Raw genomic sequence first — 15,928 nt, forward strand, 5'->3', positions numbered from 1 at the left:
ATGACTCGGACGACTTCGGAAGCGAGGCGGAGACAGTGGGCGGTGCCGAAGCGCAGGTCATCCCCCTGCACGGACCGGGCCGGGAGAAGCCCGAAGCGGTCGCGGCGGGACAGGATCTCCGCGAGAACGAGGACGCGCCGGTCGTCGCGTTCCCGGGCGCCGACCAGCCGGCGCCGGCCCCCGAGGTCCTCTCGGACGCGGCCCGCTCCGCGCTCGGCTTCATCCGCGACCGGCTGACCGGCGACTACACCGTCGACGAGTTCGGCTTCGACGCCGAGCTGACCGACGCGGTCTTCCTGCCGCCGCTGCGCGCGCTGTACAAGAAGTGGTTCCGCGTCGACACCCACGGCGTGGAAAACCTCCCGCTCGAGGGCGGCGCGCTGCTGGTGTCCAACCACTCGGGCACGTTGCCGCTCGACTCCCTGATGACGGCGGTCGCGGTCCACGACGAAACCGGCGGCCGGCACCTGCGCGGGCTCGGCGCCGACCTGGTGTTCCAGGTGCCGCTGGTCGGCTCGTTCGCCCGCAAGTCGGGTCAGACGCTGGCCTGCCACGCGGACGCGGAACGCCTGCTGCGCCAGGGTGAGCTGGTCGGCGTGTGGCCGGAAGGCTTCAAGGGTGTCGGCAAGCCGTTCTCCTCCCGCTACAAGCTGCAGCGCTTCGGCCGCGGCGGTTTTGTGTCGGCCGCGCTGAGCGCCGGCGTGCCGATCATCCCGGTGTCGGTCATCGGCGCCGAGGAGATCTACCCGAAGCTCGGCGACATCAAGCTGCTGGCCCGGATGTTCGGGCTGCCGTACTTCCCGGTGACGCCGTTCTTCCCGCTCCTCGGCGCGCTGGGCGCGATCCCGCTCCCGACGAAGTGGAGCATCGAGTTCGGCGAGCCCATCCGGACGGACCAGTTCGAGCCGGAGGCCGTCGAGGACCCGATGCTGGTGTTCCAGCTGACGGACCAGGTGCGCGAGTCGATCCAGCAGACGCTCTACCAGCGGCTTTCGCAGCGGAAGTCGGTCTTCCGCGGCTGAGCCTCAGCGGCGGCGGTAAGCCATCCCCGCCGCAACGGCACCGGCCAGCGCTCCGGCGCCGAGCACCGAAGGCACGCCGATCTTCGCCGCCTTCCGGCCGGTCCGGAAGTCGCGGATCTCCCAGCCACGCGCGCGGGCGACGTCCCGAAGGCCACCGTCGGGGTTCACGGCCACCGCCGTGCCCACCGCCGACAGCATCGGGATGTCGTTGGCCGAGTCGGAATACGCCGTGCAGCGCTTCAGGTTCAGCCCTTCCCGGGACGCCAGCGCGCGCACCGCGTGGGCCTTCGCGCGGCCGTGCAGCAGGTCGCCGACCAGGCGGCCGGTGTAGACGCCGTCGCGGGTTTCGGCCACTGTGCCCAAGGCGCCGGTCAACCCGAGCCGGCGCGAGATGATCGCCGCCAGCTCGATCGGGGTCGCCGTCACCAGCCAGACCCGCTGGCCCGCGTCCAGGTGCATCTGGGCCAGTGCCCGGGTGCCGGACCAGATCTTGTCCGCCATCAGCTCGTCGTAGATCTCTTCGCTGATCGACGTCAGCTCGGCGACCGTGCGACCGGCTACAAAGGACAGTGCGCGCTCGCGGTGGGTCTTGATGTCTTCCTTGTTCTCACGGCCGCCCAGGCGGAACTTGATCTGGCCCCAGACGAACCCGGCGAGGTCCGACGAAGTGAAGAACTTGCGCGCCGCGAGGCCGCGGGCGAAGTAGAAGATCGAGGCGCCCATCATCATCGTGTTGTCGACGTCGAAGAAGGCGGCCGCGGTGAGGTCCGGCGGGGCGGGCGGGACCGGGGGCTCGGCGGCTTCGGAAACCACGCGGGCGTGGGCGGCCTCGGCCGACGCCTCGCCCGCGAGCGCGGCGAGCCGTTCCAGCTCCTGACTCTTATCCCTGCCACGCCAAGCTGACACGCACACCGCCTCCACGTCTGCCCACGTCCGGCCACGTCCCTGCGAAGGTCCGGGTCCTTCGCACAGCGTAGCGAGCCGCCCACTGGCACGTCGCAGGTGTGGCCCGGACCTCAGCCGATCACGATCGGCGGCAAGCCGGGCAGCAGCGGCGGGATCGAAACCAGCGGCGGCGGCTGCGTGGTCGACGTCACCGGCGGCCGCGGTGCTGTTGTCGGCACCTCGCCGTACACCGGCGGTGGGGTGACCCCGTCGGTCGGCAGCTGCGTGCCCGGGGTCGCCGTCGCGTCCGACGGCGGCAGCTGCGTGCCCGTCGCCACCTGCGCGGTGCTTTCCGGCGAAGGCGGCCCGGTCGGCGCCGACGACGGCTGGTTGCCGGACGACGGCACCGGCCGCTGCGTGCACTCGCCGGTCGCGGGCAGCAGGCCCAGCTCGTCGGACGTGCCGGTGGTGATCTGGTAGCAGTTCATCCGCGCGGCCAGCCCGCTCGTGCGCTCCTGGACCTTGCCGAGCAGGCTGCGCACGTCGCCGAACACCGTGGCCGCGTCCGCCGGGAGGGCCGGCTGCTGCGCCGCCAGCCGCGCCGCCTGGTTCCGCGCCCACAGCCGGACGTCGGAGAGCGCCTGCGCCCCGCCGCCGTCGCTGGTCGCCACGGTGGCCAGCTGGGTGACGCCGGCCCGCAGGTCGGTGGCGAAGTCGTCGTACGCGGTCCGGTAGGCGGCCTCGCTCCCGCCTTCGGTGGCCAGCTCGGAGAGCTCGGTGATCCGGTTGGTGGCGAACTCGAGGTGCTTCTGCGCCTTGGCCTGGTCGCCGAAGGTCAGGCCGAGCGCCGTCGACTCCCCGGCGCGCTTCACGCCGTACAGCGGGTCACCCGGGAGCGCGCTGCGGGACAGCACGAGGGTCAGGCCGGAAAGGACCAGGAACAGGAAGAGCGCGGCGGCCACCAGGTCGGCGGTCCGCGGCCGCCACCTCCGACGTGGGGTGGTGGCCGCCGCCGTCTCCAGGCGGCCCGCGATCTCCGCGCGGATCCGCTGCCGGGTCTCCAGGTCCGGGGCCCCGGCCGCACCGAGCTCGCGCAGGGCGCCGACGAGGGCCAGTTCGTCGGCGAACTCGCCGTCCCGGCGTACCGGGGACGGCTCCAAAGCACGCGCGAACCGGTCGATCTCGGTTCGCTCACGCGCAAACCTCACTGCGCCAGCTCCATCTCGGGCCGTGGCCGGTCCTGACACCGGTCTGGGAGGAGTAACGATCCAGAAGCCGTCAGGGTTACCGGTTTTGGTCGACGAGTGCGAAAAGTTGGTGGATTCAGCGCAATCCGGTGGGCAGGAGTTGTGCCAGACGGCGTACCGCGCGGTGCTGCAGCGCCTTGATGGCGCCTTCGTTGCGGTTCATGATCTGGGCCGTCTCGGCCACGGAGAGTCCCTGCAGGAACCGCAGGATGATGCATTCCCGCTGGTCATCGCCCAGTTCCGCAACGCAGCGCAGCAGCTCGGTGCGGGTGGCGCGGCTGATCGCCTCCTGCTCGGGGCCCGCCTGCGCCGTCGCGCCGACGCTGAACGGCGCCGAGCCGGGCTCGGTGACCTCGTCGGTGACGACTTCGAGCCGGAACCGGCTCGACTTCACGTGGTCGAGCACGAGGTTGCGGGCGATGGTGACGAACCAGGCGCCGACGTCACGTCCCTGGTAGCTCACGGACGTGATCCGGCGCAGCGCACGCAGGAAGGTCTCGCTGGTGACGTCTTCGGCGAGGTCGCGGTCGCCCAGGCGGAAGAGCACGTACCGGTAGACGACGTCGACGTAGCGGTCGTAGAGCCGGCCGAAGGCGGACGAGTCGCCGTCCTGCGCGGCCCGCACCAGCTCCCAGGCCTCGGCCTTCGCCGCTTCGGCGCGCTCGTCGTCGGACGCCTGCCGGCTCACCGGCACGGTCGACGATCGCCCGAACACACGCTCGGCGAACATGAACACGGGCCCGCGGCTCACTGCGGTCGGCACGGTCATCGGGCGGCACCTCCGGCGGCGGCTCTGACCCAGTACGTCACGTTACCCCCGGACCACGGGCGAGCAGGGGCCTGCCGGCTCGCATGCCCCACGACCTCGTGGGCAGGCAAGTTCGTCACGGCGACTCCCTCTCTCCGGTCGCGGCGGTGATCAACACCACCCCGCGACGCAGTGCAGCATACGTGTAGTTACCGCGAAGTAGGTAGTGGCTCCGGGGTTGCAGAGAGGCGACGCTCGCGGTGGGCACCCATGACGTCGCTCCGAATGACAGACTTGCAACGGTTTGGCCGAGGGACGAGAGGTGGACCGCGGGTGAGTGCTCCAGAAGGGACGCAGTCGGGGGTCGGCGGGTTGCTCACGCGGGCCGCGGCGACCTGGCCGGACCACCCGGCCGTGCGGGAGACCGGCACCGGGCGCAGCCTGACGTTCCGCGAGGTCGAAGCCACCGTCCAGGCGCAGGCCAGGCGGCTCGCGGACGCCGGTGTCGGGCCCGGCGACCGGGTCGCGCTGCGGCTGCCGACGTCGGTGGACTTCGTGGTCGGCTTCTTCGGCGCGGTGCGCGCCGGGGCGGTCGTGGTGCCGATGTCGCCGCAGGCGCCCGACCCGGAGCTGGCCCGGCTGCTCGACCACAGCGGTGCCAAGGTTGTCATCCAGCGCGAAGCCGACACGCCGCCGCCGGCCGGCGTGAGCGTTGTCACGCCGGAAACCGACCCGGATGGAGTAGTCGAATTCGTCGACGCCGGCGGGTCGGGCGAGGACGTCGCGGTCATCTCCTACACCTCCGGCACCACCGGGCCGCCGCGTGGCGTGATGCTGTCGCACCGCGCGCTGCTGGCGAACCTGGAGCAGCTCGGCAACGTCGACGGTGTCCTGACCCACGACGACCGCGTGCTGATCACCATCCCGCTGTTCCACGTCTACGGCCTCGGGCCGGGCCTGCTGCAGGCGACGTCGGTCGGCGCGACGGCGATCCTGTCGGAGCGCTTCGAGGCGCAGCGCACGCTGGAGGACTGCGCCGAGCACGGCGTCACCACGATCACCGGCGTCCCGACCATGTACGGCGAGTTCGCCGCGCTCGGCGCCGAAGAGCTCAGCCGCGGGCTGGCCACCGTCCGGCGGATGACGTCGGGCGCCGCGCCGCTGCACCCGAAGGTGCTCGGCGCGCTCCGCGAGGCCACCGGCCTCGAGATCTACGAGGGTTACGGCCTGACCGAGTGCGCGCCGGTGGTGACGTCGACGCTGGTCACCGGCTACCCGAAGCCGGGTTCGGTCGGCCGCCCGCTGCCGGGCGTCGAACTGCGGCTGGTGGACAGCGACGGCACCGACCAGACCGTGCCGCTCGACCCGGACGACGTCGACGACGTCTTCGAGGCCGAGGGGGAGACCGGGCTGGTGTCGATCCGCGGCGCGAACCTGTTCTCCGGCTACTGGCCCGACGGCGACCACGGCCCGGACGACGAGGGCTGGTTCCGCACCGGCGACGTCGGCTACCTCGACACCGACGGTGACCTGCACCTGGTCGACCGGGCCAACGACCTGATCATCGTCAACGGCTTCAACGTCTTCCCGAACGAGGTCGAGTCGGTCATCGCCCAGCTGCCGGAGGTCGCCGAAGCCGCCGTGGTCGGCGTGGTCGACGAGCGCAGCGGCGAGGCCGTGAAGGCGTTCGTGGTGCCGGTCGCCGGCGCGTCGCTGTCCGAGCAGCAGGTCGTCGACCAGTGTGCGGCCCACCTGGCCGGGTACAAGGTGCCGCACGCGGTCGAGTTCGCCGAGTCGCTGCCGCATTCGGCCACCGGGAAGCTGCGCCGCGTGCGGTTGCGGTAATAAGGACGCCATGGCGCACGAAGTGACGGTGATGAGCCGGGGCGGCTGCCACCTCTGCGAGGTCGCGGAGGCGGACGTCGCACGGATCTGCGGCGAGCTCGACGTCGTGTGGAAGACGGAGGACGTCGACACCGACCCGGAGTGGCGCGCGGAGTACGGCGACCGCGTGCCGGTGATCCTGGTGGACGGCGCCGAGCACGGGTACTGGCGCGTCGAAGAGGACCGGCTGCGGCGCGCGCTGGCTTGAGCCGTAACACGTCCGTAAGCCACATTCGGCAGCCTTCCGGAGCGAGTGCTCCGAAGATGGAGGCGTGAGCACTCTGCAGGAAGCGCCGCCCGAAGCGCCGAGGCGGCTTTCGCTGCCCGTCGCGACCCTCATCGGGCTCCTCGCGCTGGCCGCGGCCCTCGGCGTCGGGCATCTCGTCGCGGGCTTCGTCGGCTACACCGCTTCGCCGTTCATCGCGGTGGCCAACTACGTCATCGACCACAGCCCGACCGGCATCGTGAAGTGGGCCGAGCGGACGCTGGGCACCTGGGACAAGCCGATCCTCAAGGTCGGGCTCGGCGTCGTGCTGGTGCTGTTCGCGCTGCTGGCCGGACAGCTCTCCCGCCGGACGCCGCGCGCCGGGCAGGTGCTCGTCGTGCTGCTCGGGGCCGCCGGGGTCGCCGCCGTCTACACCCGCAGCGACCTCGGGCAGGTGGCGCTGCTCGCGCCGGTCGCCGCCCTGGTCGCCGGGCTCGCGGTGCTGACCTTCCTGCACCGGATCGCGCTGCCGGTCGACGGCGCGCCCGACCGGGGTTTCGACCGCCGGAAGTTCCTGCGCGCCGGGATCGGCGTCGCCGCGGGTTCGGGGATCGCGGCCGTGGTCGGGCAGGTGGCCGGGACCAGCACGAACGCCGAAGACTCACGGGCCGCCGTCGGGCCGCTCGCCCCGGCGCGCACCGCGCCGCCGCTGCCCGCCGACGCCGACTTCGCGAAGCTGGGCTCGCCGCCGTTCATCACCCCGAACCCGGACTTCTACCGGATCGACACCGCCCTGGTCGTGCCGCAGATCCGCACCGAGGACTGGAGCCTTCGCATCCACGGGATGGTCGAGAAGGAGGTGACGTTCTCCTACAACGACATCCGCAACCGGCCGCTCGTCGAGCGCCGGGTGACGCTGACCTGCGTGTCCAACGAGGTCGGCGGGCCGCTGATCTCGAACGCCGCGTTCCTCGGCGTCGACCTGGTCGACCTCCTCGACGAAGCCGGGGTGCAGGCCGGCGCCGAGCAGATGTACGCCACCAGCGTCGACGGCTGGACGTGCGGCACCCCGGCGAACGTCGCGCTCGACCCGGCGCGCGGCGCGATGCTGGCGATCGGGATGAACGGCGAGCCGCTGCCGGTCGAGCACGGCTTCCCGGCGCGGATCGTCATCCCCGGCCTGTACGGCTACGTGTCCGCGACGAAGTGGGTCCAGTCGCTGGAATTCACCAAGTGGGACGCCCGGCAGGCGTACTGGCTCAACCGCGGCTGGGCCGAGCAGGCGCCGATCAAGACCGAGTCCCGGATCGACACCCCGACCGGCTTCGCGGGCGTCACCGCGGGCAAGGTCCGGCTGGCCGGCACGGCGTGGGCGCAGCACACCGGCATCGCGAAGGTCGAGGTCCGGCTGGACCAGGGTTCGTGGCGCGAGGCGACGCTCTCGGCCGAGGTGAGCAAGGACACCTGGCGCATGTGGTGGATCGAGCTCGACGTGCCGCCGGGCACGCACCAGGCCTTCGTCCGGGCCACCGATCAGGACGGCTACACGCAGACCGAAAACCGCGCGGACCCGGTGCCCGACGGCGCCACCGGCTGGCACTCGGTCACGCTCGACGCCCACTGACACCGGAAGTGCCTGGCGGACAAGGATTCTGACGCGGTGTCATGATCTCCCGGGCCCGCCCGGCCGCCCGGAACCGCCTCCGACCAGTGACTTTGTGCGCGCGTTCACAAGTGGACTACCGTATGGCCATCGCCCCGGGCGGCCCGGTATCGAACCGGACTCCCGGCCCTGGGTCAAGACACAGTTCCGAACGGTCGCGGCGATGGCCGCCAGGCGCACAGCGGGCAGGAGACGACGGCGTGGTGACACAGCGGGGGAGGCGCGACGGAGCGGACTCCCCGGGCCGGCCGCCACGACGGCCCCGCCGCCCGGACACCCCGGACGCCGACAACGCCCCGACCGCCGAGATGCCCGCCGTACCCGCCGAGGGCAACGGCCGCAACGGGGATGCCCCCGAGGCCGTCCGGGCGAAGCAGATCCCCGAAGCGGCGGTCGCCCGCCTCGCGGTCTACCTCCGGGTGCTGTCCGCGATGTCCGAACAGGGCGCGACGACCGTTTCGAGCGAAGAGCTCTCGCAGGCGGCGGGCGTCAATTCCGCGAAATTGCGCAAAGATCTCTCGTACCTGGGCTCGTACGGCACCCGTGGTGTCGGCTACGAAGTCAGCGTCCTGGTCAGCCAGATCGAGCGCATCCTCGGCCTGACGCGGCAGCACAAAGTGGCCGTCGTCGGCATCGGCAACCTCGGCCACGCGCTGGCCAACTACGGCGGCTTCCCGGGGCGCGGTTTCCCGGTGGAAGCGCTGTTCGACCTGGACGCGGACCTGATCGGCGTGCCGGTCGGCGGCCTCCCGGTGTCGCACATGGACGACATCCCGCGGGTCTGCGCCGAGCGCGGCATCTCGATCGGCGTGATCGCCACCCCGCCCACCGCGGCGCAGTCGGTGTGTGACCGCCTGGTCGCGGGCGGTGTCCAGTGCATCCTCAACTTCGCCCCGGTGGTGCTGCAGGTTCCTGCTCACATCGAGGTCCGCAAAGTGGATTTGGCCGTCGAGCTGCAGATACTCTCGTTCCATGTGGCCCGCCGCGCGGATGATGCCGCCGGTAATCAGGGCACTTCCGGATTACCTACCGGGGGTTCGCCCGCCGAGAATGGCAAGGGCAGCGGGCGGAACGGTTCGGGTCCGGACGGCGGACGGGAAATGGTGGTGCGCTCATGAGCGTCTTGGCGGTCGGTCTCTCGCATCGGAGTGCGGAGCTGAGCACGCTGGAGCGCGTCGCGGTCCCCGCGCCCGAGGTGGGCAAGGTGCTGTACGAGCTGCAGCAGGCCGAGCACGTCAGTGAGGTCATGCTCGTCTCGACCTGCAACCGCATCGAGGTCTACGCGGTGGTCGAAACCTTCCACGGTGGCCTCAACGACGTCTCCGAGGTGCTTTCGCGCCAGGCCGGGATGGAACCGGCCGAGCTCTACGACAGCCTGTACGTGCACTACGCCGGCGCGGCCGTCGAGCACCTCTTCTCCGTCACCTCCGGCCTGGACTCGATGGTCGTCGGCGAGACGCAGATCCTCGGCCAGGTCCGGTCCGCCTACGCCACCGCGCGCGAGGTCGGCACCGTCGGCCGCACGCTGCACGAGCTCATCCAGACCACGCTGCGTGTCGGCAAGCGCGTGCACACCGAGACCGGCCTCGACACCCTCGGCGCGTCGGTCGTCTCCGAAGCGCTCGCCGCGGCCGGGGACGTCAGCGGCAAGCACGCCGTCATCGTCGGCGCCGGCTCGATGGGCGCGCTGAGCGCGTCGCAGCTGCGCAAGGCCGGCATCGGCGAGATCACCGTGGCCAACCGCACCGACGCCCGCGCCCGCCGGCTCGCCGCGAACGTCACCGAGCAGGGGGTGCCGGCCCGCGCGATCCCGCTGTCGGCGGTCGCCGCGGCCGTGGCGGACGCCGACGTCGTGATCTGCTGCACCGGCGCGCAGGATGCTGTCTTCGGCCCGGCCCACGTGCTCCCGCGCGGCGGCCGCGACCTGGTCGTCTGCGACCTGGGCCTGCCCCGCGACGTCGACCCGGCGGTCGGCGAGCTCGACGCCGTGCGTGTGGTCGACCTGGCCACCATCCAGCGCCGGATGCGCGAAGCGGGCACCCCGACCACCGAGCGCCAGACCGCCAAGGCGACCGGGATCGTCCTCGACGAGGTCCGCGACTACCTGGCCGGCCAGCGCAGCGCCGAGGTCACCCCGACCGTGACGGCGCTGCGGCGGCGCGCGGCCGAGGTCGTCGACGCCGAGCTGCTGCGGCTCGACCACCGGCTGCCCGATCTCGAACCGGGTGTTCGCGAAGAGGTCGGCCGCACGGTCCGCCGGGTGGTCGACAAGCTGCTGCACGCGCCGACGGTGCGGGTCAAGCAGCTGGCCGCCGAGACGGCCGACACCGACTACGCGAACGCGTTGCGAGAACTGTTCTGCCTCGACCCGCAGGCGCCCGCCGCGGTGGCGAGCCCGACGCCCCCACCGGAGAAGAAGTAGTAGTGACCAGAGTCATTCGCATGGGCACCCGCGGCTCAAAGCTCGCGCTCGCCCAGACCGGGACCGTCGCCGACGCCCTGCGCGCCACCGGCGCCGAGGTCGAGATCGTCAAGGTGACCACGCCCGGTGACCAGTCCTCCGCGCCGATTCCCACGATCGGGGTCGGCGTTTTCACGTCGGCGTTGCGGGAAGCGTTGCTGCGCAACGAAGTCGACGTCATCGTGCACTCGTACAAGGACCTCCCGACGGCACCCGAACCGGGCATCAGCCTGGCCGCCGTGCCGCCGCGTGCGGACCCCCGTGACGCGCTGATCGCGCGTGACGGACTGACTTTGGGCGAGCTGCCGCCGGGCTCGACGGTGGGCACCGGCTCGCCGCGGCGCACCGCGCAGCTGCGCGCGCTGGGTCTCGGTTTGGAAATCGTGCCGATTCGCGGCAATATCGACACCCGCATGCGCAAGGTCACCGACGGCGAGCTGGATGCCGTGGTGCTGGCGCGTGCCGGACTGGCCAGGGTCGGACTGGCCGAGGTGATCACCGAGACCCTCGACCCGATCCAGATGCTGCCCGCGCCCGCCCAGGGCGCGCTGGCGGTGGAGTGCCGGACCGCCGACGAGGACCTCGAGCACCTGCTCGCGGCCACGTTGGACGACGAGGGCACGCGGGCCGCGGTGACGGCCGAGCGTTCCCTGCTGGCCGCGCTCGAGGCGGGGTGCAGCGCGCCGGTGGGCGCGCTCGCCGAGATCGTCGAAGATCTCGACGCCGAGGGCAAGGTCGTGGAACGGATCTCGCTGCGCGGCACCGCCGCGGTCGACGGCGAGGACGGCGCGGTGGACATGGTCCGGGCCATCGCGCTGGCCGACAAGCACCAGGCCGCCCAGCTGGGCAAGGACCTGGCCGCCGAGCTGCTGGACCTCGGAGCCGGAGCCCTCTCCGGTCCCGCTCAGTAGCGCTTTTCCGAGCGCTTCCAAAAGACGTAGGAGACCTGCGTCCGTGCGATCCCGCACGGCCGCCGCAAGAGGAGAAACGCACAGATGACCCCCGCGCGAAAGACCACCGGGCGCGTAGCGTTCGTGGGCTCCGGGCCCGGCGACGCCGGCCTGCTCACGGTCCGTGCCCAGGAACTGCTCGCCAAGGCCGAGGTCGTGGTGACCGACCCCGACGTGCCGCAGGCCGTGCTGGCCATGGCGGCCGAGGGCGCCGAGGTGCGGCCCGCCGTCGGCGAGGCCACCGAGGTCGCCAAGGACCTCACCGCCGAGGCCAAGGCCGGCCGCCTGGTGCTGCGCCTGGTCGCGGGCGACCCGCTGACCACCCCGGCCGTGGTGGCCGAGGTGCAGGCGGTCGCGCGCACCAGCGCCGTGTTCGACGTCATCCCGGGCGTTTCCCCGGGCGCGGCCGTCCCCGCGTACGCGGGTGTCGCGCTGGGCGGCACGCACGTCGAGGTCGACGTCCGCGGCGACGTCGACTGGGCGGCGCTGGCGGCTTCGCCCGGCCCGCTGGTGCTGCACGCGACGTCGGCCCACCTGGCCGAGGCCGCTTCGGCGCTCACCGGCCACGGCCTGCCGTCGTCGACCCCGGTCGCGGTCACCGCGAACGGCACCATCAACACCCAGCGCACCCTCGACACCACGCTCGAGAAGGTCGCCAACGACGCGGGTGAGCTCGTCGGGCCGCTGATCGTCACGATCGGCCAGGCCGCCGGGCAGCGCTCGAAGCTGTCGTGGTGGGAGTCGCGCGCGCTGTACGGCTGGAAGGTCCTGGTGCCGCGCACCAAGGAGCAGGCCGGCGAGATGGCCGAGCGCCTGCGCGGCCACGGCGCGACGTCGCACGAGGTGCCCACCATTTCGGTCGAGCCGCCCCGCAGCCCGGCGCAGATGGAGCGTTCGGTCAAGGGCCTGGTCGACGGCCGCTACCAGTGGATCGTCTTCACCTCCACCAACGCGGTCCGCGCGGTGTGGGAGAAGTTCGAGGAGTTCGGGCTCGATGCTCGTGCGTTCTCCGGCGTGAAGATCGCCTGCGTCGGCGCGGCCACCGCGGCGAAGGTGCGCTCGTTCGGCATCATCCCGGAGCTGGTCCCCTCGGGTGAGCAGTCTTCGGAAGGCCTGCTGGCCGAGTTCCCGCCGTACGACGACGTGCTCGACCCGGTCGACCGCGTGCTGCTGCCGCGGGCCGACATCGCCACCGAGACCCTGTCGGCCGGCCTGCGCGAACGCGGCTGGGAGATCGACGACGTGACGGCCTACCGGACCGTCCGGGCCGCGCCGCCGCCCGCCGAGACCCGCGAGATGATCAAGACCGGCGGTTTCGACGCGGTCTGCTTCACCTCGTCCTCGACCGTGCGGAACCTGGTCGGCATCGCCGGCAAGCCGCACACCCGCACGTTGGTCGCGTGCATCGGCCCGAAGACCGCGGAGACCGCGGTCGAGTTCGGGCTCCGCGTCGACGTCCAGCCGGAGAAGGCGGACGTGCCGCACCTGGTGGACGCGCTGGCCGAGCACGCCGCGCGGCTTCGTGCGGAAGGTGCGCTGCCGCCGCCGCGGAAGGCGAAGCGGGCGCGCCGCTCCTGAGGTTCGTAGGTCCGTGAAGGCCGCCCCGGTTCGCCGGGGCGGCCTTCACTGCTTCAGAACCCGTTGACGCCTTGGGCCTTCACCCAGGCGCGGAGTGCTTTGGCGATGTGGTGCGTGCCGTACAGCGCGTTGACGCTGCCGTTGTAGTAAACGCCGAGGTCAAGGGTCTGCTTCAGTGGCTGCTCCCGGCCGGTGGGGCCATCGTGTTCGATCGTCACGTCGTAGCGACGAGGCAGGTCCGTGCGCTGGTAGCGCGCTGCGGTGTTGTCGAAAATGGCCCGGTATTCCTTGCCCGGTGGGATGGTGGGAAATCCGTCGTGGAACCAGGACCACGCCCTGATCGGCTGCTCCGAGTCATCCAGAGTGCTCGCGATAGGCGGGTCGAAGGTGATTCGGACGTTGGATGCAAGCGTCGCGCCGACATTCTTCACCACGATGTCGAAGAAGAAGGTGTCCTGTGGGTTGAGGTCGAAGTCGACGACCACGAATGGCCGGGCCTGTTCTTCGCGGAGAGCCCTCGCCTCCCTGACTTGTTTGAACGCGGCCTGGGCTGCGAAAAACGCGACGGCCAGTGTTCCGATCGAAGCTCCCGCTGCGATCCACTCGGGAAGATTGCCGAAATCCGGCCAAGTCATCGGGCCTCCCGCGAGAGCTTGACGTGCCTCTTTGTGTCGCAGACGCCACACGGGTCAGCTCTCCGTTACGCCTTCTGAGCGGCCCTCCCCGCGGTCGGCTGCCACCCGCGGCCACACGCAGTCAGTCCCTCCACCAGTTCCTCGGCACTCTCGGTGAGCTGGGTGTTCGGCCCCGCGGGTCGATCCGCGGTCACTCACCGAGCGGAAGGTGCCGCTGAGCACCCTTGCGGAACGCCGGGGAGCAGGGCGGGAGTAACTTGGAGGGGTGTTCCCAGAGCATCGTCCCCGCAGGCTTCGCACCACCCCGGCCATGCGCAGGCTGGTGGGTGAGACGACGCTGCGGCCACGCCAGCTGATCCTCCCGATGTTCGTCGCCGAAGGGCTTGACCAGCCGCGGCCGATTTCGAGCATGCCGGGCGTCGTGCAGCACACCCGCGACACCCTGCGGAAGGCCGCCGTCGACGCGGTCAACGCCGGGGTCGGTGGGCTGATGCTCTTCGGCATTCCCGAGACCCGTGACGCCGAGGGCACGGGAGCCGTCGACGAGCACGGCATCCTCAACGTCGCCCTGCGCGACCTGCGGCACGAGCTCGGTGACGCCACCGTGCTGATGGCCGACACCTGCCTCGACGAGTTCACCGACCACGGTCACTGCGGTGTCCTGGACGCCGACGGCGCGGTCGACAACGACGCCACCCTCCGGATCTACGCCGAGATGGCCGTCGCGCAGGCGGAAGCCGGGGCGCACGTGCTCGGGCCGTCCGGGATGATGGACGGCCAGATCGGCGTCATCCGCCGGGCGCTCGACGAGGTCGGGCACAGCGACAAGGCCATCCTCGCCTACGCCGCGAAGTACGCCAGCGCGTTCTACGGCCCCTTCCGCGAGGCCGTCGACTCGCAGCTCAAGGGTGACCGCAAGACCTACCAGCAGGACCCGGGCAACGCCCGCGAGGCGCTGCGCGAGATCGAGCTCGACCTCGCCGAGGGCGCGGACATGATCATGGTCAAGCCCGCGCTGTCCTATTTGGACGTCCTCAAGGCGGCCGCGGACATCTCCCCGGTGCCGGTGGCGGCGTACAACATCTCGGGCGAGTACGCGATGGTCGAGGCCGCCGCGGCGAACGGCTGGCTGGACCGCGAACGGACCGTGCTCGAGGTGCTCACTTCGATCCGCCGGGCCGGCGCCGACATGATCCTCACCTACTGGGCCGCCGAAGCCGCTGCCTGGCTGGACTGACCGGCTATATTCACCCGCGTGGCGGACAGTGACTTCGAACGAGCTGACACCGGCGACCTCAGCGGTCTCACCGACGACGAACGTCGTAAGCGAGGCCTTTCGCCGGACCCGGTGCTGCCCGGCGAGAGCGCGCCGAAGGCGAACCCGCCGAAGCCGGTGGCCCTGTCGTTCTGGTTGTGGCTCGCCGGCGGTGTGGTGCTGATCCTCAGCTACGTCCAGCTGCTGACCAGCAAGTCCGCCGTCATCGACCAGTACGTCAAGGGCACCACCGACCCGAAGATCACGCCGCAGATGATCGCGGACGGGATCACGGCGCTGCTGTGGTACCTGCTCGGCGGCGCGATCGTGTTCACGCTGCTGTTCCTGCTCTTCGCGTACAAGGCCCGCGAAGGCACCCGCTCGGCCCGCACCGTGCTGACCATCCTGCCGGTCGTCATGGTGCTGCTGATCATGGTGATCGCGCCGATCATCAACTACCTGACGCTCGTCGCAGTGCTGCTGTTCGTCATTGCGCTCATCCTGATGTACCTGCCGTCGGTGGCCGGCTACTTCCCGAAGGTCGGCAAGAAGCCGTGAGTGACCGGCTCTACGCCGAATCCGGGGTGAGCTGGGCCGCGATCGTCTGGGGCCCGGTGTTCGCGCTGGCCGGCGCCCTCGCGGAGCTCGCCACCGGCGGCCCGGTGCACGTCGTGGGCTGGCTGATGGTCGGGTTCGGCCTGTGTGTCATCACCGTCCCGTGGGTGTACGCGCGGCGCCGGTTCCTCTCCCTCGAAGTCACGACGAAGCAGCTGCGCCAGGGCCGCGAGAGCGTGCCGGCGGACCAGCTCGCCGAGGTCACCGACGTCGGCACGCCGGTCGGCGCGCGCGTCCTGGGCGGCGGCTGGTCGGTGCCGCGCAAGTACGACTCGCTGCCGGTGAAGCTCACCGACGGCACTGTTGTGCTGGCGTGGGCGAAGGACGTCGAGGCCCTGCAGGACGCGCTCGACCGGCTCGTCCGGGCGACACCGCGCGAAGCATGAGAAAATCCCTGCTGTGATCGACCTTCCGCAGCCCACCGGCGCCGAGCTCTGGCCGCCGGAAGAACCCGGCCCGACCGCGCGGCTGCACAAGCCGTGGCGGACGCTGGTCGCCGTCGTGGAGGTCGTGCTCGCCGTGCTGGCCGGCTGGGCCGCCTACGCGTGCTGGCACAGCGGCGCCGCCACCGTGGTCACCCGCACCGACGACGGCGCCGTGCTCGAGTCGCACCGGTACTTCGGCGGGCTGCTCGCCGCGGCCATCGGGCTCGGCACGCTGGCCGCGATCCTGCTGGTCGACGCGGTGCGTCAGGTGTCGCTCGCGGTCCGTGCGCGGCACCGTTCCGGCAAGGACTGATACACAGCTCCCGCACAGGCAACCAACAGTCAATTGCTAAGC

General features: G+C 71.4%; 16 protein-coding genes. 12 read left to right on the plus strand and 4 right to left on the minus strand.

Annotation, left to right across the window (positions count from 1 at the left end; all coding sequences use genetic code 11):
• Positions 1 to 35 precede the first annotated feature (35 nt).
• Entirely contained in the window at positions 36 to 1,022 is a 987-nt protein-coding gene (locus ACIA5G_RS02615; RefSeq protein WP_395920474.1) for a lysophospholipid acyltransferase family protein, read from the plus strand.
• A 3-nt stretch (positions 1,023 to 1,025) separates the two neighbouring features.
• Here ACIA5G_RS02615 and ACIA5G_RS02620 read toward each other — a convergent pair whose 3' ends face one another.
• The 3 genes from ACIA5G_RS02620 to ACIA5G_RS02630 all read right to left on the minus strand — a co-directional run bounded on the left by ACIA5G_RS02620 (position 1,026) and on the right by ACIA5G_RS02630 (position 3,923).
• Positions 1,026 to 1,928, minus strand: coding sequence for an HAD family hydrolase (locus ACIA5G_RS02620; protein WP_395920475.1), 903 nt, complete (start codon positions 1,926 to 1,928; stop codon positions 1,026 to 1,028).
• A gap of 110 nt (positions 1,929 to 2,038) precedes the next feature.
• A complete protein-coding gene (locus tag ACIA5G_RS02625) occupies positions 2,039 to 3,115 on the minus strand; it encodes a DUF5667 domain-containing protein (RefSeq protein WP_395920476.1) in 1,077 nt (358 codons plus the stop codon).
• 115 nt (positions 3,116 to 3,230) lie between these two features.
• Positions 3,231 to 3,923, minus strand: a complete 693-nt coding sequence (locus ACIA5G_RS02630) for a sigma-70 family RNA polymerase sigma factor (RefSeq protein WP_395920477.1) — start codon at positions 3,921 to 3,923, stop codon at positions 3,231 to 3,233.
• 312 nt (positions 3,924 to 4,235) lie between these two features.
• On the opposite strand from ACIA5G_RS02630, the gene ACIA5G_RS02635 reads away from it, so the two are divergent.
• The 7 genes from ACIA5G_RS02635 (at position 4,236) to ACIA5G_RS02665 (ending at position 12,643) form a co-directional block, all read left to right on the plus strand.
• Complete coding sequence (locus tag ACIA5G_RS02635) at positions 4,236 to 5,747, plus strand: AMP-binding protein (protein ID WP_395920478.1); 1,512 nt, start codon at positions 4,236 to 4,238, stop codon at positions 5,745 to 5,747.
• 10 nt (positions 5,748 to 5,757) lie between these two features.
• Complete coding sequence (locus ACIA5G_RS02640) at positions 5,758 to 5,994, plus strand: glutaredoxin family protein (protein ID WP_395920479.1); 237 nt, start codon at positions 5,758 to 5,760, stop codon at positions 5,992 to 5,994.
• 64 nt (positions 5,995 to 6,058) lie between these two features.
• The gene (locus ACIA5G_RS02645; protein WP_395920480.1) at positions 6,059 to 7,615 is read left to right on the plus strand and encodes a molybdopterin-dependent oxidoreductase; all 1,557 of its coding nucleotides are present in this window, start codon (positions 6,059 to 6,061) and stop codon (positions 7,613 to 7,615) included.
• A gap of 239 nt (positions 7,616 to 7,854) precedes the next feature.
• Positions 7,855 to 8,772 (plus strand): redox-sensing transcriptional repressor Rex, encoded by a 918-nt coding sequence (locus ACIA5G_RS02650; RefSeq protein ID WP_395920481.1) that lies wholly within the window; start codon positions 7,855 to 7,857, stop codon positions 8,770 to 8,772.
• The gene (locus ACIA5G_RS02655; protein ID WP_395920482.1) at positions 8,769 to 10,076 is read left to right on the plus strand and encodes a glutamyl-tRNA reductase; all 1,308 of its coding nucleotides are present in this window, start codon (positions 8,769 to 8,771) and stop codon (positions 10,074 to 10,076) included. The genes ACIA5G_RS02650 and ACIA5G_RS02655 overlap by 4 nt, the downstream gene beginning before the upstream one ends.
• Positions 10,077 to 10,096: 20 nt before the next feature.
• Positions 10,097 to 11,026 (plus strand): hydroxymethylbilane synthase, encoded by a 930-nt coding sequence (gene hemC / locus ACIA5G_RS02660; RefSeq protein WP_395921857.1) that lies wholly within the window; start codon positions 10,097 to 10,099, stop codon positions 11,024 to 11,026.
• A gap of 84 nt (positions 11,027 to 11,110) precedes the next feature.
• Positions 11,111 to 12,643 carry a uroporphyrinogen-III synthase gene (locus ACIA5G_RS02665; protein ID WP_395920483.1) on the plus strand — a complete coding sequence of 511 codons (1,533 nt, stop codon included), beginning with the start codon at positions 11,111 to 11,113 and terminating at the stop codon, positions 12,641 to 12,643.
• Positions 12,644 to 12,696: 53 nt separating this feature from the next.
• Here ACIA5G_RS02665 and ACIA5G_RS02670 read toward each other — a convergent pair whose 3' ends face one another.
• Positions 12,697 to 13,278 carry a hypothetical protein gene (locus ACIA5G_RS02670; protein ID WP_395920484.1) on the minus strand — a complete coding sequence of 194 codons (582 nt, stop codon included), beginning with the start codon at positions 13,276 to 13,278 and terminating at the stop codon, positions 12,697 to 12,699.
• A 265-nt stretch (positions 13,279 to 13,543) separates the two neighbouring features.
• Between ACIA5G_RS02670 and hemB the strand changes: the two genes are divergently transcribed.
• The 4 genes from hemB to ACIA5G_RS02690 are packed head-to-tail and all read left to right on the plus strand — an operon-like array spanning position 13,544 to position 15,886.
• Positions 13,544 to 14,515: a porphobilinogen synthase gene (gene hemB / locus ACIA5G_RS02675; protein ID WP_395920485.1), complete on the plus strand. Its 972-nt coding sequence runs from the start codon at positions 13,544 to 13,546 to the stop codon at positions 14,513 to 14,515.
• 18 nt (positions 14,516 to 14,533) lie between these two features.
• Positions 14,534 to 15,091: a hypothetical protein gene (locus ACIA5G_RS02680; RefSeq protein WP_395920486.1), complete on the plus strand. Its 558-nt coding sequence runs from the start codon at positions 14,534 to 14,536 to the stop codon at positions 15,089 to 15,091.
• Positions 15,088 to 15,534: a hypothetical protein gene (locus ACIA5G_RS02685; RefSeq protein ID WP_395920487.1), complete on the plus strand. Its 447-nt coding sequence runs from the start codon at positions 15,088 to 15,090 to the stop codon at positions 15,532 to 15,534. Before ACIA5G_RS02680 ends, ACIA5G_RS02685 begins: the two co-directional genes overlap by 4 nt.
• A gap of 13 nt (positions 15,535 to 15,547) precedes the next feature.
• Complete coding sequence (locus ACIA5G_RS02690) at positions 15,548 to 15,886, plus strand: hypothetical protein (RefSeq protein ID WP_395920488.1); 339 nt, start codon at positions 15,548 to 15,550, stop codon at positions 15,884 to 15,886.
• Positions 15,887 to 15,928: the final 42 nt, after the last annotated feature.

Source organism: Amycolatopsis sp. NPDC051758, from assembly GCF_044453095.1.
Classification (GTDB): Bacteria; Actinomycetota; Actinomycetes; order Mycobacteriales; family Pseudonocardiaceae; genus Amycolatopsis.